The sequence below is a fragment of the Streptomyces sp. NPDC023723 genome (assembly GCF_040639815.1).
Taxonomy (GTDB): Bacteria; Actinomycetota; Actinomycetes; order Streptomycetales; family Streptomycetaceae; genus Streptomyces.
The window spans coordinates 1-26,491 of sequence record NZ_JBFAAP010000081.1 but is presented as its reverse complement, the minus strand read 5'-3'; the positions used below and the strand labels follow the sequence as shown (position 1 = coordinate 26,491).

Genomic DNA, 26,491 nt, shown 5'->3' with positions numbered 1-26,491 from the left:
CGCAGACCACCAAACCTGATGGCCAACGTCCCATCGAACGACCCGTCCTCATGCGACGCACCCAACTCGGCACCGCCAATGCAGGACACCACCGCGGAGGGGTCGGAAATGACCTCCCAGACACGTTCGGGGGGACTCGGAACGGCGATCTCTTCCGTGATCGATATCAAAGCTGCGACCTCACTCGACCGTCACTCAGATTGTTTGACAATCTTTGAGTGGGAACGTAACACCACCGCCCGTCAGCCCGCAAGACACCACCACATAAGCAGAGGTCAGATGGCATTCAAGGCGCCTCGGGCGGCAAGGCCGGCACCACCCGAGCTCATCGATTGTTAAACAAGTAAGAGCCCTCCGGGCGACACGACCCCACCCGCCACAGTTCGTCGCACGTCCGTGCGTCGAGAGGGGCGAACGGGGCCTCCAGGAGCGCGGACTCCGAGTCCACCGCGAGCGCGAGCGCCAGTCGCACGCGCCGCCCGAGCGCCTCGAACACCTTCGTGACACATGCATCCATGCGCTTTCCGCCTTCCAGTGACGTTTGCTCACGGAAAGTTGAGCCCCATCATGAGTCATGGCCGGCACCCCGGCGACATGGCGGTCCGGCCGCGGCGGCCCGCTGCGGCCCACTGACCGCCGACCCGCTCGCTGCACTCCGGACAGTTGTTGAACAATTAACGCGCCCAGGACGGTAACAGTGGCGCATCGTGTCCGCAATAGACGGAGCGCTTCCGGGCAAGCTGTTTAACAATTAGAGCGATCAATGTCACGTCAGCGGGTTGACAACCCCGGCCGAGCGCCTCAGCCTGGCAACGGACGGTCACCGTGACACTTCACCGGGACTGATGTGTCCGACAGATCCGGCCAGTTGGCCACGCCCGTCGACCGCCGACCCCTCGGCACGACAAGAACTTCCCGCTCGCAAAGGCGTCATCGGGACGACGTACGCCTGAGCACCATCGGAAGGTGAGGACCCTTTGAGCACGTACACCGTGGCGGTACGGGACTACGCGCACACGACCCCGTTGAAGACGGGGCAGCGCGAGGTCAGCAACCGCACCCTCGAATTTCCCGAGATCGACCCCATCCACCGGGCGTTCGCCCCCATGGTCCGTGAGCTGCGCTACGACGTGGCCGAGCTGGCGATCGCCACATACCTCCAGGCCTGGGAACAGGGCAAGGGCGTCAGTCTGCTGCCGATCGTCATGAGCGGCCGGCTGCACCACAACACGCTCGCGCAGTTGCCGGACGGTCCGATCCGCCACCCCGCCGAGCTGGCGGGCCGGCGCGTCGGTGTGCGGGCGTACAGCCAGACGACGGGGCTGTGGGTGCGCGGCGTCCTGAAGGAGGACTACAGTGTGGACGCCGACCGGATCACCTGGGTCACCACCGAGGGCCCGCACGTGGCGGAGTACACCGAGCCCGCGAACGTGGAGCGGACCGACAGCACCCTCAAGGACCTGCTGCGGGACGGCGACATCGCCGCCGTGATCGGCGGGAGCGGACTCGTCCCGGTCATCCAGGACTGGGAGACGGCCGAACAGGCGTGGTTCGCCCGGCACGGGACCGTGCCGATCAACCACATGCTCACCGTCCGCACGGAGCTGCTGCGCAGCGACCCGGAAGCCGTCCGCGACATCTACGACGCCTTCACCGCGAGTATCGACGACACCCGGACGGACACCCCCCGCTCGGTGCGGGAGCGTGCCGTCACGCACGGCCTCAACGACACGCTCCTCGCGGGAGTGCGGCTGGCCATCCAGTACGCCCGCGAACAGCGGCTCATCCGGTCCGCGGTGACGCCCGAGGACCTGTTCGCCGACTACACGAAGTACGTCGCCGCCTGACGACCAGTACCGAGCGCGTAAGGATTGTTTGACGATCCTGACGCCCAAGTCTTGATAGCGCCGTTTCGCGCGCGTACGGTGGCCGAAAATGTAAGACACTTCACGTCGGCCTGCCGGTCGAGTCGTGCCGTCGGCCTATCGGCGGCAGTGCGGGTTCCGGGTCCGGAAGCAACAGAGGAGTTGTTTCATGTCCAGCACCATGTGCGCGTTCCCCCCTGTGGTGCGGCGTCCGGACCGCAGTGGGCGAGACGGCCGAGGACCGGGTCCGGCCGCCGCCGGGTGCCCGCCCCGCGGCACGGAATGAGCCACGCGCGAGGCGTCGCCTCCGCCCCGCGGTGCCACGGCCGCCGCTCCCCCGCGCCCGCCCCCGATCACCTCGCCGCCCGCACCCGGCACCTCCGCGAGCAGAGCTGATTCACGTCCGCCCCGCCGAGCACACACACCACATACACGTCCGCCCCGCCGCGCGTCCTCACCCGTACAGAGGTATTCATGTTCCACGTCGACACACACACCCACATCATCTCGCCCGACACCGACGCCTACCCCGCGGCCCCCCTCGGCGGTCACCGCTCCGACTGGTCCAGGGAACGGCCCGTGGACATCGACGGCCTGCTGCGCCAGGCCGACGCCGCCGCCATCGACCACCTGGTCATCGTCCAGGCGTCCACCGTCTACGGCTTCGACAACAGCTACGTGGCCGACCAGCTCGCCCGGCACGCCGACCGCGTCAGCGGCGTCTGCTCGGTCGACTTCCTCTCCCCCGGCGCCGTCGACGACCTCCGGCACTGGATCGACGAGCGCGGCTTCACGGGGGTCCGCATCCGTGCCGCCGACGGGACGACCGCGGTGCCGACCCCCGGCCGCGGCCTCGACGACGAGCGGATGGCGCCGGTCTGGCAGTTCCTGTCCGAGCGCCGGGTGCCGGTGTGCGTCCAGATGCACGCCCAGCACGCGCCCGTACTGGCCGGCCTGCTCCAGCAGTACCCCGGACTCACCGTGATCCTCGACCACGCGGGCCGGCCCCGCCTCGACGCCGGCACCCCGCCGTACCCCGACGCCCCGGGCCTGCCCCCGCTGCACGCGACCGGCCGGGTCTTCGTCAAGCTCACCCCGCCGGCCGTCCTGCGGGCCCAGCGCGAGGCCGGCTCGGCGGCACCGCTGGCCGCGAAGCTGATCGAGGAGTTCGGCGCGGCACACGTGATGTGGGGCTCCAACTACCCGGCCTCGGCCGGGAAGCTGGCCGAGCTCGCCGACCTGGTCAAGGAGCAGCTGCCGGCCCTCGACGCCACCGACCTGGCGCTGATCGCGGGCGGCACCGCGGCCCGGCTGTACGGCCTCGCCGGTGACGACTCCGCCGCCTCCCGGCGCTAGGCGGCGGCCATGAACCGAGCCCGGCTCCCCGCCGACCGACGACGCCGCGCCGCCGTCCTGACCGCCCTGGGCCTGGTGGTCGCCCTGCTCGCGACCGCGTGCGGCAGCGGCCCGCCGCCCGACCCCAAGGCCAAGGACCTCGACACCCTGTACCAGGAGGCCAAGGCCGAGGGACAGGTCATCTGGTTCGCGCCGAAGCCGGAGTCGCAGATGCGGCCGGCCATCGACGCGTTCAAGAAGAAGTACCCGGGGATCGACGTCAAGTACACCAACAAGAAGGCCCCCGACCTGGTCACCCAGCTCAACGTGGAACAGGCCGCGGAGCGAGTGAGCTTCGACGTCTCCAACGCCGGCGGGCTCACCGTGCTGCCGTCGCTCGACATGGCGGCGAAGGTGGACTGGGCCGACTACCAGGTGCCCTCCGACCAGGTCTTCGCCGACGACTTCGTCTACGTGTGGGCCGTCCCGAAGGTGTGGGCGTACAACACCGACGCGGTCGCCGCGAAGAACGCGCCCGCGAGCTGGGACGACCTGCTCGCCTCCCGCTGGAACGACGGCAAGCTCACCGTCGAGTCGCGTGGCTCCTTCATGACCGTGTGGGACCAGGACCCCTCGCTGGGCTCCGACGCCGCTCTCGACTACGCCTCCCGGCTGGCGAAGCTGAACCCGCACTACACCGAGAACACCACACAGGCGCACGCCAACATCGTCTCCGGCCAGACACCGGTGGGCACCGACCTGATCAACCTCGTGCTGGAGGACCAGGCCAAGGGCGCGCCGATCAGTGTGGCGCCGGTCGGTCCCACCAACGCCAACAAGTCCTATCTGTTCGTACCCAAGGGCTCTCCCCATCCGGCGGCGGGCCGCCTGCTCACCGCCTTCCTCGCCTCCGCCGAGGGGCAGGCCGCCCTGGTCGACACCTACAACTCGGTCATCCCCACCGACACGGACTGCACCCAGGCCGCCACCAACAAGGTGATCGGCGCACTGTGCAAGGCCGGCGTCAAGTGGTTCAGCGAGACCGACGTCAAGCAGTACGAGCAGTTCTCCGCCTTCTTCCCCAAGGTCGAAGACGCCTTGGGCACCGACGTCAACTGACGGACCTCCCCGACGCACCGCTGCCCGCGGCCGGCGGCCGCCGCGGGCGGCGGGCTCGTCCGCCCACCCTTGGAGACTTCGACGATGCAGTCTGGCACCCAGCCCTCCGCCGCTGTACGCCCTGACCCGGAGCGTCAGGACCGCGTGCAGGCCGACGTGGCCGACCTACGCCCCAAACGCCGGGACCGTGTCCTGGGCGGCGTCAACATCGCCATCGGCGCCGTCCTCGCCTATCTCGTGCTCTTCCCCCTGGGCATGCTGGTCTACAGCAGTCTCAAGGACAGCGAGTTCAAACTGCCCTTCCAGGTCTCCGGTTTCTCGCTCTCCAACTTCACCCAGATCTTCAGCTCCGAGCGGCTGCTCGAAGTCACCCTCAACTCGGCGATCTTCGTGGTCGGCACCGTGGTGCTGGCCTCGGTCATCAGCGTCACCCTCGCCTACCTCTTCGAGCGCACCGACATCCCCGGCCGCCGCTTCCTCGCGCCGAGCACACTGGCCCCGATGGCCGTACCGGCCACCGTGATGGCGGTCGCCTGGGTGCTGGCGGCCAACCCCGCCAACGGCCCGCTCGCGATCGCGGTCGAGCGGACCCTCGGCCTCACCGTCGACATCTACTCGCTGCCCGGCATGATCCTGGTGGCCGGCATCTTCGGCGTACCGGGCATGTACATCATGCTGGCGCCGACCTTCGCCCGGCTCAACCTGGAGTTCGAGGAGGCCGCGGCCACCTCGGGAGCCGGCTGGTGGACGCGGACCCGCAAGGTGGTGCTGCCGCTCACCCTGCCGTCCATCACCGCGGCGAGCATGCTGCTGGTGGTCATCGCGCTGGAGGAGTTCGCCATCCCGGCCATGCTCGGGATGCCGAACCAGATCTATGTGTTCAGCAGCTACGTCCAAGCCGCGCTGCAACCCCCATCGGGCCTGCCCGACTACGGCCAGGCCAGCGCCTACGGCATCCTCCTGGTCCTGCTGTCCCTGGTGATGATCGCCGTCTACCGGCGCCAGACCCGCGAGGCACACCGCTTCCGGGTGGTGTCGGGCAAGGGGTACCGGGCCGCGCCGGTGCGGCTGGGCCGGTGGCGGATCCCGGTCGCCGTCCTGGTGACGCTCTACGTGGCCGTCGCGATCGTGGTGCCCATCCTGACCCTGATCTGGACCAGCCTGACCCCGTTCCTGCAGCCGATCAGCGTCGACAACCTGGACGGGCTGAGCTTCGCCAACTACACCTCGATCTTCACCGACCCGAACCTGAGCCACGCGGTCCTCAACACCCTGGTCATCAGTCTGCTCACGGCGACTCTGACGGCTGTCTTCGGTACCTGGCTGGCGCTGGCCTCGGCCCGCGGCGGCCGGCCCGGGCAGCTGCTGTTCGACCTGTCCTTCCTGGTCTTCGCCATCCCCAGCGTCGTCCTGGGCGTGGCGGTGCTGTTCCTGTACCTGTTCCTGCCCATCCCGGTGTACGGCACCGTGTGGATCATCGTCATCGCGCTCACCACCCGCTACATACCGCGCGGCTCCCGCATGATCCAGACGTCCCTGCTGCAACTCGACCCCGGTCTCGAGGAGGTGGGCCGGGTCTCGGGGGCGTCGAGCGTCACGGTGATGCGCCGGGTGGTACTCCCCCTCATCGCACCGGCCGTGTCGCGGACCTGGCTGTGGGTGTTCGCCAACGCGCTGGGCGAACTGCCCATCGCACTGCTGCTGTCCAGCTCGGACAACCGCACCGTCGTGGTCCTGCTGTGGGACATGATCGGGGAGAGCGCGAACTATCCCGAGGCCAGTGCCCTCGCCGTCCTGCTGCTCGCCCTCTCCTCCGTCTCCGTCTGGTGGGTCAACCGGCGTGGCTTCCAACAACACATCTGAGGTGTCGTGACCGTGCAGAACCTGGTTTCCTCCGACTACTCCGTCGAGATCTCCGGCCTGGAGAAGCGATACAACCCGCAGCGCGGTGGCGAGGGCAGCCGCGGCATCGAGGATGTCAGCTTCACCGTGCCCTCCGGCGAGTTCCTCACCCTGCTGGGGCCCAGCGGGTGCGGCAAGACGACCACGTTGCGCTGTCTCGCCGGGCTGGAGACGGCCGATCGCGGCGAGATCTCGATGAACGGCCGGCCGGTCTTCTCCGCCGCGGCCCGCCGCGACGTCTCCCCCGACGCCCGGCCGATCGCGATGGTGCCGCAGTCCTACGGCATCTGGCCGCACATGAAGGTCTTCGACAACGCCGCGTTCCCGCTGCGGCACGGCCGCACCACCTACCCCCGGGACGAGACCCGGAAGCGGGTCCTCGCCATGCTGGAACAGGTGGGTCTGACCGAGTACGCCGACCGGTGGGCGACCCAGCTCAGTGGTGGCCAGCAGCAGCGGCTGGCGCTGGCCCGGGCCCTGCTGTGCGAGCCGGAGGTGCTGCTGCTGGACGAGCCGCTGTCCAACCTGGACGCCAAGCTGCGCGCCCAGCTGCGCGCCGAACTCCGTTCGTTCCAGCAGCAGTTCGGCGTCACCACGATCTATGTGACGCACGACCAGGGCGAGGCACTGGCCATGTCCGACACGATCGTCGTCATGAACCGGGGCCGGATCGAGCAGATCGGCACGCCGAACGAGATCTACGACTCGCCGGCCTCCCGGTTCGTGGCCGACTTCGTCGGCAGCGCCAACCTGATCCCGGGGGTGACGCAGACGGCGGTGGGTTCCGGTGACCGCGTGGTCGACGCGAAGACCGCCGTCGGCGTGGTGCGCTGCGAACGCTTCACCGCGCCCCCGGTGCTGCCCACCGCCGGCCAGGAACTGTCCGTGTGCGTCCGGCCCGAGAACATCCGCGTCACCGCGGGGGTCCCGGACACCGAGACCGCCAACCGGTTCACCGCGCGCATCGTGTCCAGCGAGTACCTCGGGGACCGTCAGGAGGTGGTCGTGGCGGTGGGCGACACGGAACTGCGCGCGCACGCCTCCGCCCACCTCGGCGCCCGCCCGGGCGACGAGGTGACCGTGGTCCTGGACCCCGAGTGGACCATCGCCCTGTGGTCCTGACCGCCGGGCCCGTGCCCTACCGGCTCGCCGGCGACGGCGGGCCGGCGGGCTCGGCCAGTTGCAGCTGGAGAGCCCGCCGGGCCGCGGACAGGTGGTGCCTCATCGCCGCCGCGGCGGCCTCCGCGTTGCCGGTGGCGATGGTGGCGAGGATGGCCTCGTGCTCCCGGACCGAGTCGGTCCGCGGATGTGCCCGGTCCGCGTCCCGGTACTGCTGCATGACCAGGGGGTAGAGCAGGCTGTCGACGAACCTGGCGAGCGTGGCGTGCCGGGCCGTCTCCCGGATCTGTTCGTGGAAGCGGCGGTTGAGCCGCCAGTACTCGTCACGTCCGCCCGGCACCTGGCACGCCCACATCCGCTCGCAGGTCTCGGTCATCGCGGCGATGTCGGCGGCGGTGGCCCGGCTGGCCGCGCTCGCCGCCAGCGCCGACTCGAGCACCTCGCGGGTCTCCAGGATCTCGAGCGCCTCGCTCACCGAGAAGGAGCGGGTACGGGCGCTGCGGTGGGCCTCGGCGGTGACGTACCCCTCCTGGGCGAGCCGCGCGAGCACGGACCGCAGCGTGCCGCGGGAGACTCCCAGCCGGGTGGTCAGCTCCGACTCGGTCAGCCGTGCGTCCGGTGCGTAGTGACCGGACAGGAGCAGCGCACGGAGGTCGTTGTACGCCTGCACCGTCCGGTTGGCGCTCGCGTCCGCACCGCCCTCGGTGCCCGGTTCCGTCCCCGTAGCTGACGCCATGGTGTGGTCCTCCAACGTGGCCCGGATCAGCACACGCGTTGCGTTGTGTCCGACAGATTCCCGGCCCGCCTGACGAGACCGGTGCGGCCGGTATTGTATAACAACTTCGAGCACAGCATGAGATGCTCTCCCCAAGACTTCGGAGAACGGGCCGCCCTATCGTTGCACAATCGGAGTCACCCTCTGATCGCGCAGCTCATCGGGTGCGACACCGGTGCGGGCCGCCTGTCCGCCGGGGAGGTCACGCCGTCGGCGGGGAGACGGCGTCGTCGGTGAAGGAGTACGGGGGCCAGGGCCCCAGGAAGCGGACCCGGGTGGCCGGTTCCCGGGTGCGCAGGTCGCTCAGCAGGCGGCCGACCGTGTCGATGTCCTCGTCGCGTACGAGCAGGGCGGCGGACAGCACCCCGGTCTCGTCCGGTCCGGTTCGGGCGTGGCCGCGGTCGCGGAGGTCTTCGGCGACGGCCAGCAGGGCGTGTCGCATGTGGGCGTGCAGGGTGTCGGCGAGTTGCCCCGCGACGTTCTTGACCTGCTGTTCCCGTTGCTTGGCGAGGAGCCGGCGCATACCGGCGGAGCGGCTCTCGGGCTGCCGTTCGGCCATCCGGGCGGCCGGCTCCGGTGTCTCGACGGCCGTACGGTCAACGGTGATCTCGACCCGGAGTTCGCAGCGGCCGGCCAACTCGGCCAGCCGGTCGGTGATTTCTCCCGCCCGTTCCGTGATCCAGTTCGTCAGGCGCTGTTCGGCGGACCGTCCGCCGGGCAGTTGGTCCGAGGGCGGCTCGTCGGCGACCAGGACGTTGAAGGTCATGGGCAGGACGCTGCCGGTCCGTTCCCACACGGTGGTCACCGCCGCGTTCTGCTGACCGACCCAGCGGCGGACCTGCTCGTCACCGCCCTGGAAGGGAACCGGTGACGCCTCGTGCACCAGGGCGGCGACCTCGGTGCCGGGTGCGCGCAGCAGGCGCAGGGGCCGGCCGTCGAGACCGGTCACCCCGTCGGCCGCCGCCTCCCGGTGGCGGACGAGGGCGTACACGTACAGGGCGGTGCCGTCGGTCATCCGCGGGTCTCCTCCGCCCAGCGCCGGGGGTTGATCAGCTTGTCGACGACGTCGTCGACCACTTCGTCCAGCCCTCGGTGCAGATCGGCGACGGAGGAGGTGATGCCGTGGTCGTCCTTGATCTGTTCCAGCGCCTCGTCCAGTTCCAGCAGGGCGTCCGCCAGGCGTTCCATCTCCTCCACGGTGAGGTCCTGGCCGTTCATGCGGCGCATGGCCTGCCGCTCCAGCGCCTCCTGGATGACCTCCACCAGCGTGACCACGAGGGACAGCACCCCGTGTTTCAGGCTCTTCTCGTCAACGGTCAAGGGCATGGGGCTCACCTCTGAAGTCACTGTGTTCGACGGGTCGTCCGGCCGCCGCGGCGGCCTCGGTCAGCTTCCGGGCCCAGGCCGTGGGGTCGTCGGCGGCCAGCCGCACCTCGCCGTGATCGGCGGTCCGCAGCACCAGTACCCGGCCGTCGCCGGCCGGTCCCCGCTCGGCCGCCTGCCGTATCTCGCCGATGCCGGTCGTCGGCAGCGCCAGGGCGGGCCGGGAGTCCACCGGCGACTTCCAGGTCAGCCGGCCGGCGGTCAGCCGTCCTTGGCCGCCGCGCCACAACGCCTCGCCGCGCCGCGGTTCCTGGTACCACAGGTGTCCCTCGGTGAGCGTTTCCTCCTCGTCGGCGGAGTCGAACGGGAAGGGCCGGACCAGGCGTCCGCCGCACGCGTCGGCGAGCAGGTCCCGCAGCTTGCCCGGCTCCCGGGCCGACAGCAGCGCCTGCTGACCGTCGGCCAGGGCCACCCGCAGCCGCAGCCGTTCCTCGCCCCCGACGGTGCGCTCGGGCTCCAGCCGTACGGCCGCGACGGCGTCGAGTCCGGCCTGCCAGAGGATCTCCCGGGGCTCCTCCCGCAGCACGACCAGGCGCTGGTCGGTGAGGCAGACGGTGCCGGGCCGCCACCCGGTGCGGATGCCTTCCGTCTCCAAGTGGCCGCCGCTCATGCGGGAGACGAAGGTCTCGCCGTCCCGCAGTTCCAGCGCGCGGCGCACGGCGGACCGCTCGGCCCAGGCCCGGGTGGCCTCGTCCCAGTCGCGCATCATGCCGTACTCCAGCATCGTCTCCATCCCCGCGATCGCGGCGCGGATGCTGACGCCGATCAACGGGATGTCGGCCACCGCGACGATGAGGTCGAGGTGCAGGACCGCGCCCTTGTTGAGCAGCACCTCCACCAGGTCGTCCAGGGTCACACGCGGGTCCCGGGTGGGTCGCAGCGGCGGCTGTCCGGCCGTCACTCGGAACCGCCCCGCGCCGCCCCGGGCTCGGCGGCGCGGCGGGCGTCCGCGTCCGGACCCCCGTCCGACGCCTCACCGCCGAACCGCCCGGCGCCGGCCGCCCGGTCCGCCTCGGCACCGGTGACGGCCCGGGGGCTCTCCTCCGGTCCGCGCTGCCCGTGCCGCGCCTGTGCGCTGCGCCAGCCGCACCAGGGGCACCACTGGTTGAGGAGTTGCTCGACGGGGGCGCGCTTGCCGCACTCCGGGCAGGTCTCCTTCTCCGCCCGGGCCTGCCGCCACGCGGCGGTCTCCGTGTCCGTGCCCGACGGGAACTCCAGTCCGTAGCGCGCGGCCGTCTCGAAGGAGGCGAGCGCGGCCCGCAGCCGGATGCCCAGCAGTTCCACCCCGGCCACCGAGACCATGATGTCGGCGTTGAGGACGAGTCCCTTGTCGAGCAGGGTCTCCACCACGTGCGCCAGGCTGCCCTCGCCGTCCCGGCTGGGCCGCATCGGCGCCGCCCCGGCGGCCGACAGGCCGGGGGTCGCCGCGCTCCGGGATGCCGCGCTCCTTTCCGGAAAAGTGCTCATGCCCTGCGTCTGTCCGCTCACCTGGCTCTCACACACCGGGCACACCCGGAACGGCGGAGCAGCGGGGGTCGTCAGTGGCCGGTGCCGGTCTGCCACACGGTGTCGTCGCCCTGTCTGATGACCACGTTGCCGTCCTGCTCCAGTTCGAGCACGGCCCCTTGGTGCCCCGGGGTCCGGCTGGCCCACACCGGCTTGGCGTCGCTGCCGTAGAGCACCAGGTTGCCATCCTCCTGGAAGACGGCCCAGATGCCGGTCCCCGACGTCTTGCTGGCCCAGCGCGCCGCGCCCTGCTCGTCGTAGACGACCAGGTTGCCGTCCGGCTGCATGATCAGCTTGGCGCGGCTGGTCCGGAGGTACTCCCCCGCGGCCAGCCGGCGCCCCGCTTCCACGACGAGGGTGTCCGGCAGGTCCGTACCGTCCGCGGCCGGCTCGGTAGCCGCGGCTCGGGTCGTGGACGGCGTCACGTCCGGTTCCGTCGAGTCGCCGACGGCCCGGCCGGCGGCGGTCGACGCCTTCGCCTTCGCTTTCGCGGCCGGGTGCTCCGCCGTTCCGGATCCCCGCAGGCTCAGCAGCACCGCGGCGACGACGGCCACCGCCGCCACGGCGCCACCGGCCAGCACCAGCGGTCTCCGTATCCGTGTTCCGGCCGCCCCGGTGGGCGGCGGCACGGCCGTGCGGATCGGCGCCCGCGTCTGCGTCTGCGTGGTGGCCGCGCCGAGGTCCGGCGGCGGGCCGATCCGGGTGGCGGCCACCAGCGTCGCGGGGTGCGTGGGGCTGTCGGCGGTCGCCGGGGCGGCGGGTTCCGAAGCCGTCGCCGTACCGGAGCCGAGCGCCTTCTGATAGGTGGCGTGCAGGACGAGGTCGGTCCGGGCCGCGCACATCTCGATGATCTCCCGCGGCCGGGGACGCCGGTCCGGATCGCGGTGTGTACAGGCCGCGACGAGTGCCGCGAGGTCCGGTGCCACACCGCGCAGATCGACGTCCTCGTGGACGGACCGGTAGGAGACGGTGGCGATGTCACCGTCGCCGTAGGGCGGCCGGCCGGTGGCGGCGAACGCGAGGGTGGCACCGAGGGCGAAGACGTCGGCGGCGGGTCCGGTCTCGCCCCGGGTGATGGTTTCCGGCGCCGTGTAGCCGGGGCTGCCGACCCAACTGCCCGCCTGGGTCAGGCCGACGGCGTGCGCGCTGCGGGCGATACCGAAGTCGATCAGCTGCGGACCCGTGCTGGAGAGGATGATGTTGTGCGGCTTGATGTCACGGTGCCACACGCCGTGGACGTGGATGTCGTCCAGCCCTTCGGCCAGGGCCGCCAGCAGGGCCCGGCACAGCTCCGCCGCGAAGGGTCCGTCCGTCGTCACGGCCGCGTGCAGGGTCGGCCCCGGCACGTATTCGGTGGCCAGCCAGTACGGGGGCGTGCCGAGTTCGGAGTCGATCAGGGTGGCGGTGTAGGCGCTGCGGATCGTCCCCAGCGTCTCCACCTCACGCCGGAACCTCACCATGATCTGTTCGTCGTACTGCAAGTGATCGTTGATCACCTTCACCGCCGCGGGGCGTCCGCCCGGCGAGCGGGCCAGGTACACCCTGCCCATTCCGCCTTGACCGAGTCTGCCTACCAGGCGATACCGGCCCATACGCACCGGATCGGTTTCCTCAAGCGGACGCACAGCTTGCCTTTCGTACGAGCACGGCCCGGAGCCGGTACAGGTGCCGGTGACGCACCCCGTGTGCTGGACAGAGCGCCACTGTAGATCACTCGACACCGCCCGCCGAACGCCGTCGCCCGGCCCGGGGTTCACGGTGACGGTCCGTCAACAGCGTTGCTCAGCAGGCCAGTCGGGAGCCGACCAGGAGTGGTCCGGTGGCGGCGGACGAACAACTAGACGACCGGTCTAATCATCTGCTACGTTCACGTCATGCCCAGTACCGCACGCAGCACCGACACTCGCCGAAGCATCCTCGACGTCGCCCAGCGGATCATGGCCCACAAGGGCTACTCCGCGGTCGGCATCAACGAGGTGCTCGCCGAGGCCGGCGTGCCGAAGGGCTCCTTCTACCACTACTTCGCCTCCAAGGACGCCTTCGGTGAGGCACTGCTGAGGAGTTACTTCGACGAGTACGTCTCCGACATGGACCGCGTGCTCGCCCGGCCCGGCGCGTCGGCCGCCGAGCGGCTGATGGCCTACTGGGAGCAGTGGCGGCAGACACAGAGCCTCGACGAGTGCCAGGGCAAGTGTCTGGCCGTGAAACTCGGCGCCGAGGTCGCCGACCTGTCGGAGCCGATGCGGCTGGTCCTGAAGGAGGGCACCGGGGCGATCGTCGACCGCATCGAGCGCACGCTCACCGGCGGTCTCGCGGACGGATCGATCACGGTCGACGGCGACCCCGGCCGTACCGCGCAGGCCCTGTACGACCTGTGGCTCGGCGCGAGCGTCATGGCCAAGATCCACCGCGATCTCGCCCCCCTCGACACCGCCATGACCGTCACCAGGCAACTCCTGCACATCTGAGCCCGACAGTTCCCGCCGGTCGGAATGCGCGGACATTCCGCACGCTCCCCGTTAGACGACCGGTCTATTCATAGGAGAAGAAGACATGAAGGTCCTCATCGTTCTGACCTCGCACGACGAGCTCGGCGACACCGGCCGCAAGACCGGGTTCTGGCTGGAGGAGCTGGCGGCGCCGTACTACCGCTTCAAGGAGGCCGGCTGGGAGATCACCCTCGCCTCGCCGAAGGGCGGCCGGCCGCCGCTGGACCCCAAGAGCAACGAGCCGGGCTTCCAGACGGAGCAGACCCGCCGGTTCGAGTCCGACGCCGAGGCGACCGCGGCGCTTTCCCGCACCGTGCGCCTGGACGCGGTCTCGGCCGACGACTTCGACACGGTCTTCTACCCCGGCGGGCACGGCCCGTTGTGGGACCTCGCCGAGGACCCGCACTCCGCCCGCCTGATCGAGACCACCCTGCGGGCCGGCAAGCCGCTCGCCCTGGTCTGCCACGCCCCCGGCGTCCTGCGCCACACCGTGAACGCGGACGGCACCCCCCTGGTCCGGGGCAAGAAGGTCACCGGATTCGCCAACTCCGAGGAAGACGGCGTCGCCCTCACCGACATCGTCCCCTTCCTCGTCGAGGACGAGCTCAAGCGCCTCGGCGGCACCTACTCCAAGACCGAGGACTGGGCCCCGTACGTGGTGCGCGACGGCCTGCTCGTCACCGGCCAGAACCCCGCCTCCTCGGCCCCGGCGGCCGACGCCCTCGTGGCACTGGTCACGGAGGTGACGTCGGCTCGGCCGTGAGGCCCTCGGCCACGGGGCCGGGAACACCGTTCCCGGCCCCGGCAGGGCGCCACGTCCGATTCGTTCAAGAAGTCGGTGACACCAGTTCGCTACCGTCACCGCCATGAACGACACCGACGAGGGATCACGTCATCTCAGCATCCGCATCGACCGCACCGTCAACGACGTCTATGCCTATGCGTCAGACCCGGCCAACCTGCCCGCGTGGGCCCACGGGCTGGGGCAATCCATCGAGCGGAGCGACGACCACTGGGTCGTGGAGCACTCCCCCATGGGACGGCTCGTGATCACCTTCGCCCCGCCCAACGAGCTGGGCGTGCTCGACCACGACGTCACGCTGCCCTCCGGAGAGACCTTCTACAACCCGGTCCGCGTGATCGCCAACGGCGCGGGGAGCGAAGTGGTGTTCACCCTGCGTCGGCAGCCGGAGACGAGCGATGCCGACTTCGAGCGCGACGCCGGCATGGTCGCCGCCGACCTGGCCCGTCTCAAGGAACTCGTGGAGTCCGGCGAGGGGCCCGTCGACAACCGCCCGTTGACCTGACCGGGAGGGGCCGGGCGGCGGTAGGAGGGACACCCGCGGTTCCGCCGCGATCAACCTGTCCGCCGGCCTCTGCCGCAGGGCCCGGTCCCACGTCCGGGCCATCTCCCCGAGCCCGGCCCCCGCCTATGTCACCGCTCCCCCGCGAGGTCGAGATCCCCCTTGTTCGGCCCGGCCGCCCCCGCGGCGCCGACTGTGCCCCCAGCGCCTCGCCACGGACGCGCGATCGGCCCGGACAACGCCCGCCACCACGCCTCCACCGGCAGCTCCCCCGTCGGCTCGAACGGCTCGCCCGGGCGTGGGAACACCACCGTCTGGCCGGCCTGCTCGCCGGCGTCCTTCATCCACTCCCCCGGCTCCGCCCACGCGTGCGGCGCCAGGTTGAACGTGCCCCAGTGGATCGGCAGCAGCACTCCGCCGGGCCGGCCGCCCTGGAGATCGAGGTGGGTCCGGACGCCCTCTTCCGGGGTCATGTGGATGTCCGGAGAAAGTCACCTGCGCACCGTCGAGCGGACCTTCGAAACCGCCGCCGAGGCCCTCGCGGACTTACACCACCGGCGCGGGAGGCGGTACGTTCCGGTCCCGCCGCCGCGACCGACGTCGAGCGCCAGGCCGAACAGGCCCGGAGCCCCCACTGCACTCTCTTGGCCTCACCGAGCCCGCCGAGCAGCACACCGAGACGGTGCCCGCCTATGCCGCCGAGGTCCACAAGTGATCAAGCCGCCGCGTAGCTCGCCCGGAACAGATCCTGCGCCCGCTCCACGTCCATCGACGTACGGAGCTGCACCTCCAGATCGCCCGTCCCGTGGTGACCGAGACCGGACACGTCCCGAGTGAAGCCAGGAACAAGGTCGACGTCCTTCGGATCGACCTTCAGGTAGACCAGCAACTTGCTGCGCTGCGGAGGGCACAGGCAGGCGAAGTTCCGCAGCCTCTGATACGCCCGGTAGGTCTCGCGCTCAACCCGGTTGACCCCGTCCCCGAGCCCGAGCAGAACCTCGTCGACCGCCCCCGCCAACTCCGCCATGGCCGCGCCCTGGACGTCGGCCGCCGCCCGGGCAACCGCCTGGCGCCGTACCCGGCTGCTCACCCGCATGCCGCCGCTCACGGAGGCCACGGTCTCAAGGCCAAGCAGGTCGCTGCCGTAGAGTCGGTAGCGGACCAGGTCGATCGATCGACGGTGCTCGCGCACGGCATGCACGTCGTAACGGGTGAAGTCGCCGGCGACGCAGATCACGCGCGGTCCGCTCCACAGAATGTGGGAGGCGGCTGTCCCCCCGAGCCGGTCGCGGACCAGACGTTCGAATTCGGCACGGTGGTCCATGAGCCACGCCAGGTAGAACAAACCCTGGTTGATGACGCCGGCGTCAATGCCGCGTTTGTACTCGACGATGACCGGCGATCCGTTCTCGTCCAACCCCAGCGAGTCGATCCGGCCACCGTGCACCGGCCCCGTCCCGTACTCACTCGCCAGGAACCGGACGCCCAGCAGCGTCTCCATATGCACCTCGACCAGACCCTGCACATCGGCCTCGATCTCGGCAAGACTCGGCATGACCTCGGTCATGCCGCCACTCGTCGTGTCCGTGCGAAACAGCTTCAGGCCCGACACCTTCCCCTCCTCGGCTCGGAGATCATCAACGCGAAGAGGCGGGAGATTGTTTCCGCGAGAGGCATTGGAAGCGTGAAGGTAGTGTGAGCCCCTCTGTGCCACCCGGCCGGTGAACACTTGCGTCCCCCGGCCACCGGGAACCTACAATTCCCCCACAGGCCCCACACCCGAGGCACAGCCAAAGCTGACCTTCAGCAGCGCCTGCACGGACACTCGCCCTGTCGGGCGGGCGCCGGAAGCAGCGTTCCGGAAGACGGTCCCCTCGCCCTTGGCGGTGCCCCCTCGGGCGAGCACCAACACCGAGGTAACGAACCGTCCACACCGGCAATCGGGCAGGCCAGCCGTAGGGCGGTGTGCTGGGAGAAGTCGACGGGCGTGCGGGGTGCACGCGGCGCTTCAAGACAACAGGTCCACTCCGTAGAAGGTACGCCCTCCGACCAGTTCCCGGCCGGTGACCAGCTCCGGTTCGATACGGACGAAAACCTCCACGGGCCAGGGCACCCAGGACCGGGGCCCGGTGCGGACCAAGCGCTCATGCTCCTCGGGGTCGGTCACCACCGAGGCGGAACCGGTGACGATGACGCTCCAGCCGGATTGCGCCGCGACGTCGACCTCGTCGGCCTCGAAGGCGACCACAGCGCCATTGATGGCGCGGACCAGCTCCGAGGAGGCCGACGTGCGCAGCAGCACGGCACCGCTCTCTTCCAGGAGGAAGTTGACCGGCAGGACGGCGGGCAGCGCGTCGCGCGTGTGCACGATGCGGCCCACGGGCGCCTTGGCCAGTCGGTGCAGGCTTCCCTGGCGGTTCAGTTCGCGGAATCCGTCGTTGCGGTACATCAGCCGCTCGTCTTTCCATGTGTCGTCCGGTGCAACTTTCCATCCTTCACGTGGAAAGCGACTGGCGGCGAGGGCCGACAGACCCTGACCTGTCGCGGAACGGCCCTCGCTTCGATGGGCCCCTGTCTTTTTCCCTCTTGTCTGTGCCGCATTCAGACTGCGCCGACATCACGCCGTGGTCCGCCCAGTACGACCTTCAGCGCGCCGGTGTCGGCGGCACGGGCGAAGACGTCGTACGCCTCCTCCATGCGATCGAGCGGGAAGGTGTGAGTGACGAGTTGGGCGGTGGGCAGCCGGCCGGCGGCCGCCATCCGCAGCAGGGTGGGTGTGGAATGGGTGTCGACCAGACCCGTTGTGATGGTGATGTTCTTGCTCCAGAGGTCTTCGAGGTGCAGGGTCGCGGGCTTGCCGTGGACGCCGACGTTCGCGACGTGCCCTCCGGGGCGGACCATGCGGGTGCACATCTCGAAGGTGTCGGGCACACCCACGGCCTCGATGGCCACGTCCGCGCCGAGCCCTCCGGTGAGGTCGGCGACCAGTTGCTCGGGGTTCTCCTGGGCGGCGGCCACCGCGTCGGCCCCGACCTTCCGGGCAGCTTCCAGCCGGGCTGCCGTCACGTCCACGGCGACGATCCGCTCGGGCGAGAGGAGCCGGGCCGTGGCGATGGCGGCCAGCCCCACGGGACCCGCGCCGACCACGACGATGGTGTCCCCGGGACGGACGTGGCCGTTGAGCACGCCCACCTCGTATCCGGTCGGGAAGATGTCGGCCAGCAGCACGGCGTCCTGATCAGTGACCGTGGCGGGCAGTTGGTGCACGGAGAAGTCCGCGTAGGGGACGCGGACATATTCGGCCTGGGTGCCGTCGATGAGGTGGCCGAGGACCCAGCCGCCGCCCCGGCACTGTCCGTACATGGCTTCGCGGCAGTAGCGGCACCGCCCGCAGGCGCTGATACAGGAGATCAGGACCCGGTCGCCAGGCCGCACCGAGTGCACGTCCCGGCCGGCCTCGACGATCTCACCCACCGCCTCGTGACCGAGCACCGTTCCCGGCCTGACCTCGGGCACATCGCCTTTCAGGATGTGCAGGTCCGTCCCGCAAACGGTGACGGCGTCGACTCGCACGATGGCGTCCGTGGGCTCACCCAGGACCGGGTCGGCGGTCTCTTCCCAGCCTGACTGTCCGGGACCGTGGAAGACATAAGCCTTCATCCGTCCTCACCCTCTCGCTGTCCGCGGCGGAAGCCGAGAGACCCGCGAACGGCAGCCCGCAGGGATGAGCCGGGTTCCCGTCGCCATACGTCATCGACCCATACGTCCACCATGTCCTTTTCATTGCCCCATAGCTTGGGCCGGACGGCCCTATCGACCCCGCCGACCGGTCCCCCACCGCCCCAGCGGTGCCGATCCGGTGACGCGCCCGGGTTCATGTCCCGGCGATTCCATCGTCGGCGGGCAGGCAGGCCCTGTCGGCCCCGAAAGGCATTCGATGGGCCGAAGACGCCGGCACAGCCGGACTGTCAGGTTTTCCGGGAGCAGCGGATGAGGAGGTGGGGCCGATGCGGGGTGACAGGGCTGAGCGCATCCGGTGAGATCTGGCACTTCGCACCTGGTGAGGGACGAGCGGCCCTCCTCACGGGGCCGGTCGTCCCTGTCCTCGGCGGTCGCACCGCGTTGCACTGGTATCAGGGCGGCGCACCGCCACCGCGCCGCCATGGCAAGCGGGAGGCGACGGATCATGCGTTACCGGATGGATCTAGGCAACTCTCGACAGACGGCACGTCGTCCCGTTGATCCGCAGCGCATCGTGGTGGCCGCGCACCGTGGTGGGGATGAGACGGGCCGCGCCTGTAACTTCGCCGGCCTTCGCAGGACAACGACCGTCGGCGCGTCGGCCGTCGGGCCGGTCCTTCAGCGCCCGCCACGGGAGTGCGCCGTGCCGGTGCGCGCCGGTTCGGCTGTGCTGGAAGGGCAGCTGACCGTGCCCGCCGCTGCCCGGGGCATGGTCCTGCTCACAGGCGACGGCGCCTGGCAGGGCATCGCCATCGCGCTGCACCGGGCCGGCCTGGGTACCTTGGCCATGGATCTGTGGGACTCGACGGAACCGGCGGCGTATCGCAACGTCTTCGACATCGTCCTGCTGGCTCACCGTCTGGGTGCGGCGTGCGACTGGCTGCACAAGTACACGGCGCTTCCCGTGGGCTGTGCGGCCACGGGCACGCGGGCGGCTGCCGCGCTGGAGGCCGCGGCGGACCACAGCACCCTTCGGGCGGTGGTCTCCCTCAGCGGCCGGCCCGGACTGGCACGCCCGTCGGCACTGGTCAGGGTGTCCGTTCCCGTCCTGCTGATCACTGGTGATCTCGACACCGCACTGATCGGCCGGACCCGGCTGGCTGCCGACTGGCTGCGCTGTCCGTACCGGGTGGCCGAGATGCCGGGCGTCGCCGATCCGGCCGCGGGCGATGCCCTGCACCACGTTCCACGGCTGATGACCGACTGGTTCACCGAGCATATGGCGGCGCCCACCGAGGCGTTCGGGGTACCAGCTCGTCCGTAGTCGTGGCCGTGCCTCCGGCGCCCGATCCCACTGGGCACCGGAGATGCTATGACGCGTTCCGCTGTGGTTGTGCACCCGTGTGGCGTGGCGTCGAGCGGAATGCACCGCTCTAGGGACATCGAGCCGAGTGGTCCGAAGCTGAGGAGCCACTCCGACGGATCGACGGAGCGGATCGCCGAGACCGTGGCCGGTGTGCTTCGGACGGCGGGCCTCACCCGGTGGCCCGCCTCTCCTCACGACCGTCGCAGTCAGTCGTCCGCGACGCCGCCCCGGGCACGCGAGTCATTCCGGAAGTCGGAGTCGTCGAAGCGGTGGGTGAGCCGATCCACGACGTCGACGACTCCGTCGGCCTTGCGGGTCATGGCCACGGCTATCTCGGTCTCGCTCTTGCGTTCCATCTGGCCGTGCAGCGTGACGACTCCTTCGGTCACGGTGACGTCGATGCTGCCGGTGAGCAGCCACAGTCCGCGTTCCAGCACCTCATGGATCACTTCCTCGCGGATCTCCGCGTCGGGGCGCAGGAAGGTCTGCAGCAGGTCGTGCCGGGTGACGATGCCGACCAGGCGGTCGTCCTCGTCGAGCACGGGAAGCCGGTTCACCCGGTGTTCGACCATGATGCGTGCGGCCTCGACGACGGTGTCCTCGGCGTGCACGCTGACAGCGGGCGCGGTCATCAGGCGGCCGGCCGTACGGGCCCGGACCTTCGCCGCCCGCCGGCGGGCGCGTGGGGTCAGCCGGGCGACACGGAAGCGCGGGGGCGGCTCGTAGGCGAGCGGCGTCGCGGCCTGATGGAGCATCAGGTCCGTCTCGGAGACGACGCCGATGACGTGCCCGTCGTCGTCCACCACGGGCAGTCCGCTGACGCGGTGCTCCGAGAGCAGCCCGGCGACCGCTTTGAAGGGGGTGCCGTACTCGGCGCGGACCACCTCGGTGGTCATCACGGAGCCGACGTCCTGGTGCCTCATGTCTGTTCCTCCTCAGTACAGTCGGCGGACAGGGCCCGGCTGCCGGCAGGGCAGCAGGCTTATCCGCGCGTCGAGGACGGTGACCCCGCCGGGTGCGGCGAGGACCGGGTTGAAGTCGGCCTCGGCGAGCTGCGGCAGGTCCATGGCCATCCGCGAGAGCCGGTGAAGTGCCTGTTCCAGCCCGTCCAGGTCGACGGGGCCGCTGCCCTGCGCGCCGAAGAGCAAGGGGGAGCAGCGCAGGGCGGTGATCAGGTCGTGCACGTCGCGCTCGGTGAGCGGGGCGAGACGGGCCGCGTGGTCGGCCGGCACCTCCGTGGCGCTGCCGCCCGACCCGAGGACCACGAGCGGACCGAGGACGCCCGCCTTGACGAGTCCGGCGAACAGCTCGATGCCGCGGGGTGCGAGCCGCTGGGCCACCACCCCGGTCATGAGCTCTTCGAAGCGGACGCGCAGGTCCTGAAAGGCCGCGCGGACCTTGGTGTCGGTGCTCAGGTCGGGATGGACGGCGTGTTGCAGGCTTCTGTGCACGAGTCCCGGCCAGTGCGCCTTGAGGACCACTCCTCGGCCGTCGGCAGCGCGCAGCCGCCCGGCGGCGCGTACGGCATCGTCCTCGGTCTCGGCCCGTGCCCAGGGCTGCTGGGGGATGCCGTAGCAGTCCGGGAGTGCGGCGCGGGTGGACGGGTCCAGCCGGCCTCCGTCCGGCTGACGGGCGAGATAGTCGTCCGCCAGCTCGTGCGCACGGGACTGGTCGATGTCCTCCAGGTCCGGCACGGTGTCGGCTGGTCGGGCGAGCCGGGCCGCCCGGTGCGCGGCGTGGGCCGGCGACTGTGCCGCCGCCTGTGGTTCGGCGTACGAGGAGATCGTCTCGCCATCGGCTGCGGGGAGGAGGGTGACCGGCAGGTCTTGTTCCAGGCGTACGAGGGTGACGGGCTTGGTCCGGCGGCCGGGGCCCCTGGTGACGGCCCGGGCCAGGTCGTCGCCGGTCGCGGCGGTGTGCGCGGTGGGGGCGAGGACCACTATGACCGCGTCGGCGGCCGGATGGCTGACGAGCCGGTCCACGCCGACGCGCAGGGCGTCTTCGGATACGGCGGTGGTGGCGTCCACGAGGTTGCCGACGGTCGCTCCGGCGGGCAGTACGGCGAGCAGGTCGCCGGCCAGTTCGGGGCTGAGCCGGTGCAGGACCAGGCCGGCCTCGGCGCAGGCGTCGGCGGCAAGGACTCCGGCTCCGACTGCGTTGGTGAGCACGGCGACACGGTGGCCCGCAGGCAGCGGCTGAGCGTACAGCAGGGCCGCGGTCTCCAGGAGTTCGCCGATGGAGCGCGTCGCGGTGATATCGGCCTGGGTGAACAGAGCCTGCCGGGACATCGCCCCGGTGGCCGCGGCGGCGATGTGCGGGGCGGCGGCGCCTCCGGCGTCGACGGTCAGTACCGGCATCCGCCGGGTGACGCGTCGGGCGGTGCGGCTGAGGGCCTGTGGGTTACCGAAGGACTCCGGGTGCAGCAGCGCGATGCCCACACCGCCCGACTGCGCGGCGACCCCCGCGGTCCGGGGGCGCGGGTGGGTCGCGGCGAAGGTCGCGTCGAACCGGTGAGCCGGGTCGGTATCGGCGACGCCGAGGCAGTCGGGGCCGACCAGACGCATACCGTGGGTGCGGCAGGCGGTCAGCAGGTCCGCTGTCTGCCGGGCGTCCAGGCCCCCGGTGACCACGGCCAGGGCACGTACACCCGCCTTGCCGCACTCCTGCGCCGCGGCCGGTACGCAAGCGGTGGGGTTGACGACGACCGCCAGGTCGGGGATCACCGGCAGAGCGCTGACCGAAGGGTAGGAAGGCACTCCCTGGATCGCCTCGGCGACCGGGTTCACGGCGAACAGGCGGCCGCCGTGACCGGCTTCGCGGAGATGGTGCGGCAGGGCCCGCCCCGGCGGACCGGGCCGACGGCCGACCCCGACGACGGCTATGGCTCGCGGGCTCAGGAGGGGTTCCAGGCCGGGCTTGTCAACGATCCGGCCTCGCATATCGGTCGTCGTGCGGTGGGTCTCGTCCTCGTACAGGTCGATGAAGCAGTGGGTCTCGGATCCCTCGAACCGCCGGCTGGTGCTGAGACCGAGGCCGGCGAAAAGCCGCGGCACCTCGTGGTTCTCGCTGGCGGCGTCGGCGGTGAAGGCGGTGACGCCGTCGGGGACCGCGACGGCGAATTCGGCAACGTCCGGCGTGTCGGTGTCGGCATGGTACTCGACGAGCCCGACGGCCCTTCTCGCCCGTTCGGCCAGCAGGGCGCGGTGTCCTCGCCTCGCCGGTGTGCACCCGGTGTCGGGAACGGAGTGGGCCGAGCGGGGGCCGGCCGAGGACAGCCGCGGGCGCGGACTGTCAAAGGACATTTTCCGGCGGGCATTCTCCAGTTGCCGCCGGTCTCCCTGCTCCACGGTGCGGACGAGGACCATGGTGCCGTCCGTGAGCAGCGCCTGGGCCGGGCGGCGGTGTGGCGCGTCGTCCTTCATGGCGGTCCTCCTCCGATCCGATCGCGCCTTGGACACTTCGAGCGTCCGCGGCCCGGGCGGTGGCCGGCAGGGGCTCACCGGGGACGTCCGCGGGGCCGGTCGGCCCCGCCTCACGTCGGACGGTCACGCCGTGTCGGGGACGACCACGACCGGGCAGGCGGAATGGTGCAGGAGCGTGTGGGCGACCCGGCCGAGGCGGTGTCCGAACTGTCCGCGGCGGCGTCGGCCGACGACCAGCAGGTCCGCCTCCTGCGAGGCGGTGAGAAGCGCCCGGCGGGCGGTGCCCTCCACGGTGTGCCGGCGCAGGTCCACGTCCTCCGGCGCGTCGGCGAGCGCGGCCTCCAGTTGCTTGACAGCTCGCTCCTCATGCAGGCGTTCGGGGGTGCCCGTGAGCAGCGGTTGGTCGGCCGTGTCGTGGGTGGGGCACCGCCAGGCCCGTACGGCGTCCACGGCGGCCCCACGTCGCCGGGCCTCCTCATAGGCGAAGCGCACCGCCGCCGTCGGCGCGTCGGCCACGCCGACGACGACACGGCCGTGCCGGCCGCCGGTGGCCCGGTTGTCGTGGTTGCCCCGGATCACGACGACGGGGCAGTCCGCCTCGGTGGCCACGGTCAGGCTGACGGAGCCGAGCAGCAGGTCGGCGAGTTCACCGCGCCCGCGGGTGCCCACGATGACGGCCGAGGCGTTGCGGGCTTCGCGTTTGAGGACGTACTCCGGTTCCTCGGCCACCGTTTCGGAGGTGACGGGGAGGTCCGTGTGGTGTCGCCGCGCGCGCCGGGCCGCGACGGTCAGGATGTCCTCGGCGTCCACGCGCGCCGCCGGCTCGCCGAGTTCCCGAGCGAGCGCGGCGCCCTCATAGCGCTCCCACAGGGAGGCGTGGACGATCCGCAGCGGAAGTCCGTGCAGTGCGGCCTCGTCCGCCGCCCAGTCGACGGCCCTGAGGCTCGACTCGGAACCGTCGACTCCGACGACCATGGGCAGGTACATCGTTCTCAGCCTCCCGCGTTGAGATCGAACACGATCCGGGCCTTTACCTGACCGCCGGAGACCTCGTCGACGCAGTCGTTGACGGCGGTGAGCGGGCGGGTCTCCCGGATGACTTTCGTGCGGCCCTCGGCGTGGAGCTGGAAGACCTCCGCGAGGTCCTGCCGGGTGCCGACGATGGAGCCGATCACCGAGGTGCCGTTGAGGACGGTGTCGAAGACCGGGACTTGGAGGGTGCCGTGGGCCGGCAGGGCCACCATGACGAGCTTCCCGCCACGTCGTAGACCGGAGTTGACGGCAGCGAACGCGGCCTGGTTCACGGCGAGGGCGAGAGCCACGTGGGCGCCGCCGTGCCCCTTCAGCTCGGCGCCGACGTCCTGGGTGCGGGCGTCGATGACGATGTCGGCGCCGAGTTCCCGGGCCAGTCGCAGCTTGTCGTCGGTGACGTCGATCGCCGCGACCCGCGCCCCGGCGATCTTCGCGTGCTGCACCGCCAGGTGACCGAGTCCGCCCACCCCCCAGATCGCGACGAGTTGGGCGGGCCGGACGCCCGCGACCTTGAGCGCCTTGTACGTGGTGACGCCCGCGCAGGTCAGCGGGGCGGCGTCGAGGGCGCTGACGCCTGCGGGCACCGGCTGGGCGAAGTCGGCCCAGGCCAGCATCTTCTCGGCGTACCCGCCGTCACAGCCGTACCCCGTGTTGATCTGGCTCTCGCAGAGGGTTTCCCAGCCGGACCGGCAGTGCTCGCACCGCCCGCACGCCCTGCCGAGCCACGGTACGGCGACGCGTTGTCCGACCCGGAGGTGGGTCACGCCGTCGCCGAGCTTCTCGACCAGGCCGACGCCCTCGTGTCCGGGGACGAACGGCGGCGTGGGCTTGACCGGCCAGTCTCCGCGCGCGGCGTGGATGTCGGTGTGGCACAGGCCGCACGCCTCGACGCGGACACGGACCTGTCCGGGGCCGGGCTCGGGGTCGGGGCGCTCCTCGATGACGAGAGGTGCCCCGAACTCCCTGACGACCGCTGCTTTCATGGTGCTCTCTCCTCCCGCGCGGGTCGGGTCAGTCGTGCGCGACGACGGCGACGGGGGCGGTGGCGTGGTGCATGACCGCGTGGGCGACGGACCCGATGTGCGCGCCGAACGGGTTGCGGCGGACGCGGCGGCCGACCACGACGAGGGAGGCGTCGTGGGACGCGTCGACGAGGTGGCCCGCGGGGCTGCCGAGCCGGGACGCCTCGGTCACCTCGACATCCGGATACTTCTCCCGCCACGTCGACAGCGCTTCGGTGAGTGCGGCCGCCTGCTCGCGGACCACGCTCTCGTGCGGGTCGACGCCGGCGGCCAGGCTGTAGACGTAGTAGGGCGGCAGGTTCCAGCCCTTGACGACGGTCAGCTCCGTCTTGCGGCGGCGTGCTTCCTCGAAGGCGAAGGTGATCACCGCCTCGTCGGGGTTGTCGGTGTCCAGGCCGAGGACCACGGGCCGGAAGCCGGTGGCGGCGGACGGAATGCCGACGGGATCCTTCACGTGCTCGTCGGCGGCCTGTTCGCCCGCTCGGACGAGGATCACGGGTACCTCGGCGCGGGCGACCACCGACTGGCCGACGGACCCGACGAGGAAGCCGGCGAGGCCGCTGAGGGCACGCGAGCCCAGCACCAGGAGCTCCGCTTCGTGGGCGGCGTCGAGCAGGACCTCTGCCGGAGCTCCGGCCCGCTGCTCGGTGGTGACTTCGATGCCCGGGTGACGCAGCATCAGGCCTTCGGCGGCCTCCCGGGGGATCCGCTCGGTCCAGTGCTGGTGGGTCTCGGTGCCGAGGAGCGGGGCCTGGGCCATCGGCTCCGGCACCGGCTGCCATACGTGCAGCAGCCGTACCGGCAGTCCGCGCAGCGCCGCCTCGCGGGCCGCCCACTCGGCAGCGGCCCGGCTCTCCGGCGAACCGTCCAGTCCTACGATGATCGTGCGGGGCATCCCGCCCACCTCCTGTGTCGTCCGTCCGCTGTCAGCGTCTCTCGTGGTGGTTTCCCGGGGCAGGGGCCGCAGGTCCCGGAACGGGACCGACGGTCCCCGCCGGCGGGCCGGTGGGGCAGGTCCACCGACCGACCCGCCCCACCGGCTGTGTTCAGCGCAGCCACGCGTGGTCGCGGACGAAGGGAAGCCGGGCCCACACCCGCCCCAGACCCAGCGTGTCACCCGCCGAGACAGCGGCCAGCACCACCAGCACCACCGCGTACACCAGGTGGTAGT

Annotated in this window: 23 protein-coding genes and 1 pseudogene; 9 read left to right on the top strand and 15 right to left on the bottom strand. The window is 71.0% G+C overall.

Features of this window, described 5'->3' with window-relative positions:
- The first annotated feature begins 977 nt into the window (after positions 1–977).
- The 5 genes from AB0G32_RS38140 to AB0G32_RS38120 all read left to right on the top strand — a co-directional run bounded on the left by AB0G32_RS38140 (position 978) and on the right by AB0G32_RS38120 (position 7,343).
- Positions 978–1,847 (top strand): hypothetical protein, encoded by an 870-nt coding sequence (locus tag AB0G32_RS38140; protein WP_361174811.1) that lies wholly within the window; start codon positions 978–980, stop codon positions 1,845–1,847.
- Positions 1,848–2,339: 492 nt separating this feature from the next.
- Positions 2,340–3,221, top strand: coding sequence for an amidohydrolase family protein (locus AB0G32_RS38135; protein WP_361174808.1), 882 nt, complete (start codon positions 2,340–2,342; stop codon positions 3,219–3,221).
- Between the two features lie 9 nt (positions 3,222–3,230).
- Positions 3,231–4,319 carry an ABC transporter substrate-binding protein gene (locus AB0G32_RS38130; RefSeq protein WP_361174805.1) on the top strand — a complete coding sequence of 363 codons (1,089 nt, stop codon included), beginning with the start codon at positions 3,231–3,233 and terminating at the stop codon, positions 4,317–4,319.
- Between the two features lie 84 nt (positions 4,320–4,403).
- Positions 4,404–6,182: an iron ABC transporter permease gene (locus tag AB0G32_RS38125; protein WP_361174802.1), complete on the top strand. Its 1,779-nt coding sequence runs from the start codon at positions 4,404–4,406 to the stop codon at positions 6,180–6,182.
- A gap of 6 nt (positions 6,183–6,188) precedes the next feature.
- Positions 6,189–7,343: an ABC transporter ATP-binding protein gene (locus tag AB0G32_RS38120; RefSeq protein ID WP_361174799.1), complete on the top strand. Its 1,155-nt coding sequence runs from the start codon at positions 6,189–6,191 to the stop codon at positions 7,341–7,343.
- A gap of 16 nt (positions 7,344–7,359) precedes the next feature.
- Here the strand turns inward: AB0G32_RS38120 and AB0G32_RS38115 are convergent, their stop codons facing one another.
- From AB0G32_RS38115 to AB0G32_RS38090, 6 genes are all read right to left on the bottom strand, one after another.
- Positions 7,360–8,076, bottom strand: coding sequence for a GntR family transcriptional regulator (locus AB0G32_RS38115; RefSeq protein WP_361174796.1), 717 nt, complete (start codon positions 8,074–8,076; stop codon positions 7,360–7,362).
- Between the two features lie 241 nt (positions 8,077–8,317).
- A complete protein-coding gene (locus AB0G32_RS38110; RefSeq protein ID WP_361174793.1) occupies positions 8,318–9,130 on the bottom strand; it encodes a GvpL/GvpF family gas vesicle protein in 813 nt (270 codons plus the stop codon).
- The gene (locus AB0G32_RS38105) at positions 9,127–9,441 is read right to left on the bottom strand and encodes a gas vesicle protein K (protein ID WP_361174790.1); all 315 of its coding nucleotides are present in this window, start codon (positions 9,439–9,441) and stop codon (positions 9,127–9,129) included. The genes AB0G32_RS38110 and AB0G32_RS38105 overlap by 4 nt, the downstream gene beginning before the upstream one ends.
- The gene (gene gvpJ, locus AB0G32_RS38100) at positions 9,425–10,354 is read right to left on the bottom strand and encodes a gas vesicle protein GvpJ (RefSeq protein WP_361174787.1); all 930 of its coding nucleotides are present in this window, start codon (positions 10,352–10,354) and stop codon (positions 9,425–9,427) included. Before gvpJ ends, AB0G32_RS38105 begins: the two co-directional genes overlap by 17 nt.
- A gap of 41 nt (positions 10,355–10,395) precedes the next feature.
- Positions 10,396–10,965, bottom strand: a complete 570-nt coding sequence (locus tag AB0G32_RS38095; protein ID WP_361174784.1) for a gas vesicle protein — start codon at positions 10,963–10,965, stop codon at positions 10,396–10,398.
- Between the two features lie 71 nt (positions 10,966–11,036).
- Entirely contained in the window at positions 11,037–12,596 is a 1,560-nt protein-coding gene (locus AB0G32_RS38090) for a protein kinase (protein WP_361174781.1), read from the bottom strand.
- Between the two features lie 282 nt (positions 12,597–12,878).
- Between AB0G32_RS38090 and AB0G32_RS38085 the strand changes: the two genes are divergently transcribed.
- From AB0G32_RS38085 to AB0G32_RS38075, 3 genes are all read left to right on the top strand, one after another.
- On the top strand, positions 12,879–13,472 hold the full coding sequence (locus AB0G32_RS38085) for a TetR/AcrR family transcriptional regulator (protein ID WP_361174778.1): 594 nt from the start codon (positions 12,879–12,881) through the stop codon (positions 13,470–13,472).
- An 85-nt stretch (positions 13,473–13,557) separates the two neighbouring features.
- Positions 13,558–14,256, top strand: a complete 699-nt coding sequence (locus AB0G32_RS38080; RefSeq protein WP_361174775.1) for a type 1 glutamine amidotransferase domain-containing protein — start codon at positions 13,558–13,560, stop codon at positions 14,254–14,256.
- Between the two features lie 103 nt (positions 14,257–14,359).
- On the top strand, positions 14,360–14,800 hold the full coding sequence (locus AB0G32_RS38075; RefSeq protein ID WP_361174772.1) for an SRPBCC family protein: 441 nt from the start codon (positions 14,360–14,362) through the stop codon (positions 14,798–14,800).
- A gap of 128 nt (positions 14,801–14,928) precedes the next feature.
- On the opposite strand, the pseudogene AB0G32_RS38070 reads toward AB0G32_RS38075, so the two are convergent.
- From AB0G32_RS38070 to AB0G32_RS38055, 4 genes and pseudogenes are all read right to left on the bottom strand, one after another.
- Positions 14,929–15,282, bottom strand: a pseudogene (locus tag AB0G32_RS38070) (MBL fold metallo-hydrolase); the annotation flags it as partial.
- Between the two features lie 230 nt (positions 15,283–15,512).
- On the bottom strand, positions 15,513–16,409 hold the full coding sequence (locus tag AB0G32_RS38065; RefSeq protein ID WP_361174769.1) for a DUF5655 domain-containing protein: 897 nt from the start codon (positions 16,407–16,409) through the stop codon (positions 15,513–15,515).
- A gap of 396 nt (positions 16,410–16,805) precedes the next feature.
- The gene (locus AB0G32_RS38060) at positions 16,806–17,246 is read right to left on the bottom strand and encodes a pyridoxamine 5'-phosphate oxidase family protein (RefSeq protein ID WP_361174766.1); all 441 of its coding nucleotides are present in this window, start codon (positions 17,244–17,246) and stop codon (positions 16,806–16,808) included.
- Between the two features lie 152 nt (positions 17,247–17,398).
- Positions 17,399–18,457: a zinc-dependent alcohol dehydrogenase family protein gene (locus AB0G32_RS38055; RefSeq protein WP_361174763.1), complete on the bottom strand. Its 1,059-nt coding sequence runs from the start codon at positions 18,455–18,457 to the stop codon at positions 17,399–17,401.
- Between the two features lie 724 nt (positions 18,458–19,181).
- Between AB0G32_RS38055 and AB0G32_RS38050 the strand changes: the two genes are divergently transcribed.
- On the top strand, positions 19,182–19,802 hold the full coding sequence (locus AB0G32_RS38050; protein WP_361174760.1) for an alpha/beta hydrolase: 621 nt from the start codon (positions 19,182–19,184) through the stop codon (positions 19,800–19,802).
- A gap of 248 nt (positions 19,803–20,050) precedes the next feature.
- Here AB0G32_RS38050 and AB0G32_RS38045 read toward each other — a convergent pair whose 3' ends face one another.
- The 5 genes from AB0G32_RS38045 to AB0G32_RS38025 all read right to left on the bottom strand — a co-directional run bounded on the left by AB0G32_RS38045 (position 20,051) and on the right by AB0G32_RS38025 (position 26,215).
- On the bottom strand, positions 20,051–20,767 hold the full coding sequence (locus AB0G32_RS38045; RefSeq protein WP_361174757.1) for a CBS domain-containing protein: 717 nt from the start codon (positions 20,765–20,767) through the stop codon (positions 20,051–20,053).
- Between the two features lie 12 nt (positions 20,768–20,779).
- A complete protein-coding gene (locus AB0G32_RS38040) occupies positions 20,780–23,266 on the bottom strand; it encodes an acetate--CoA ligase family protein (protein ID WP_361174754.1) in 2,487 nt (828 codons plus the stop codon).
- Positions 23,267–23,389: 123 nt separating this feature from the next.
- On the bottom strand, positions 23,390–24,253 hold the full coding sequence (locus AB0G32_RS38035; RefSeq protein ID WP_361174751.1) for a universal stress protein: 864 nt from the start codon (positions 24,251–24,253) through the stop codon (positions 23,390–23,392).
- A gap of 5 nt (positions 24,254–24,258) precedes the next feature.
- Entirely contained in the window at positions 24,259–25,281 is a 1,023-nt protein-coding gene (gene adhP, locus AB0G32_RS38030) for an alcohol dehydrogenase AdhP (protein ID WP_361174748.1), read from the bottom strand.
- A 28-nt stretch (positions 25,282–25,309) separates the two neighbouring features.
- Entirely contained in the window at positions 25,310–26,215 is a 906-nt protein-coding gene (locus AB0G32_RS38025) for a universal stress protein (RefSeq protein ID WP_361174745.1), read from the bottom strand.
- Positions 26,216–26,491 lie beyond the last annotated feature (276 nt).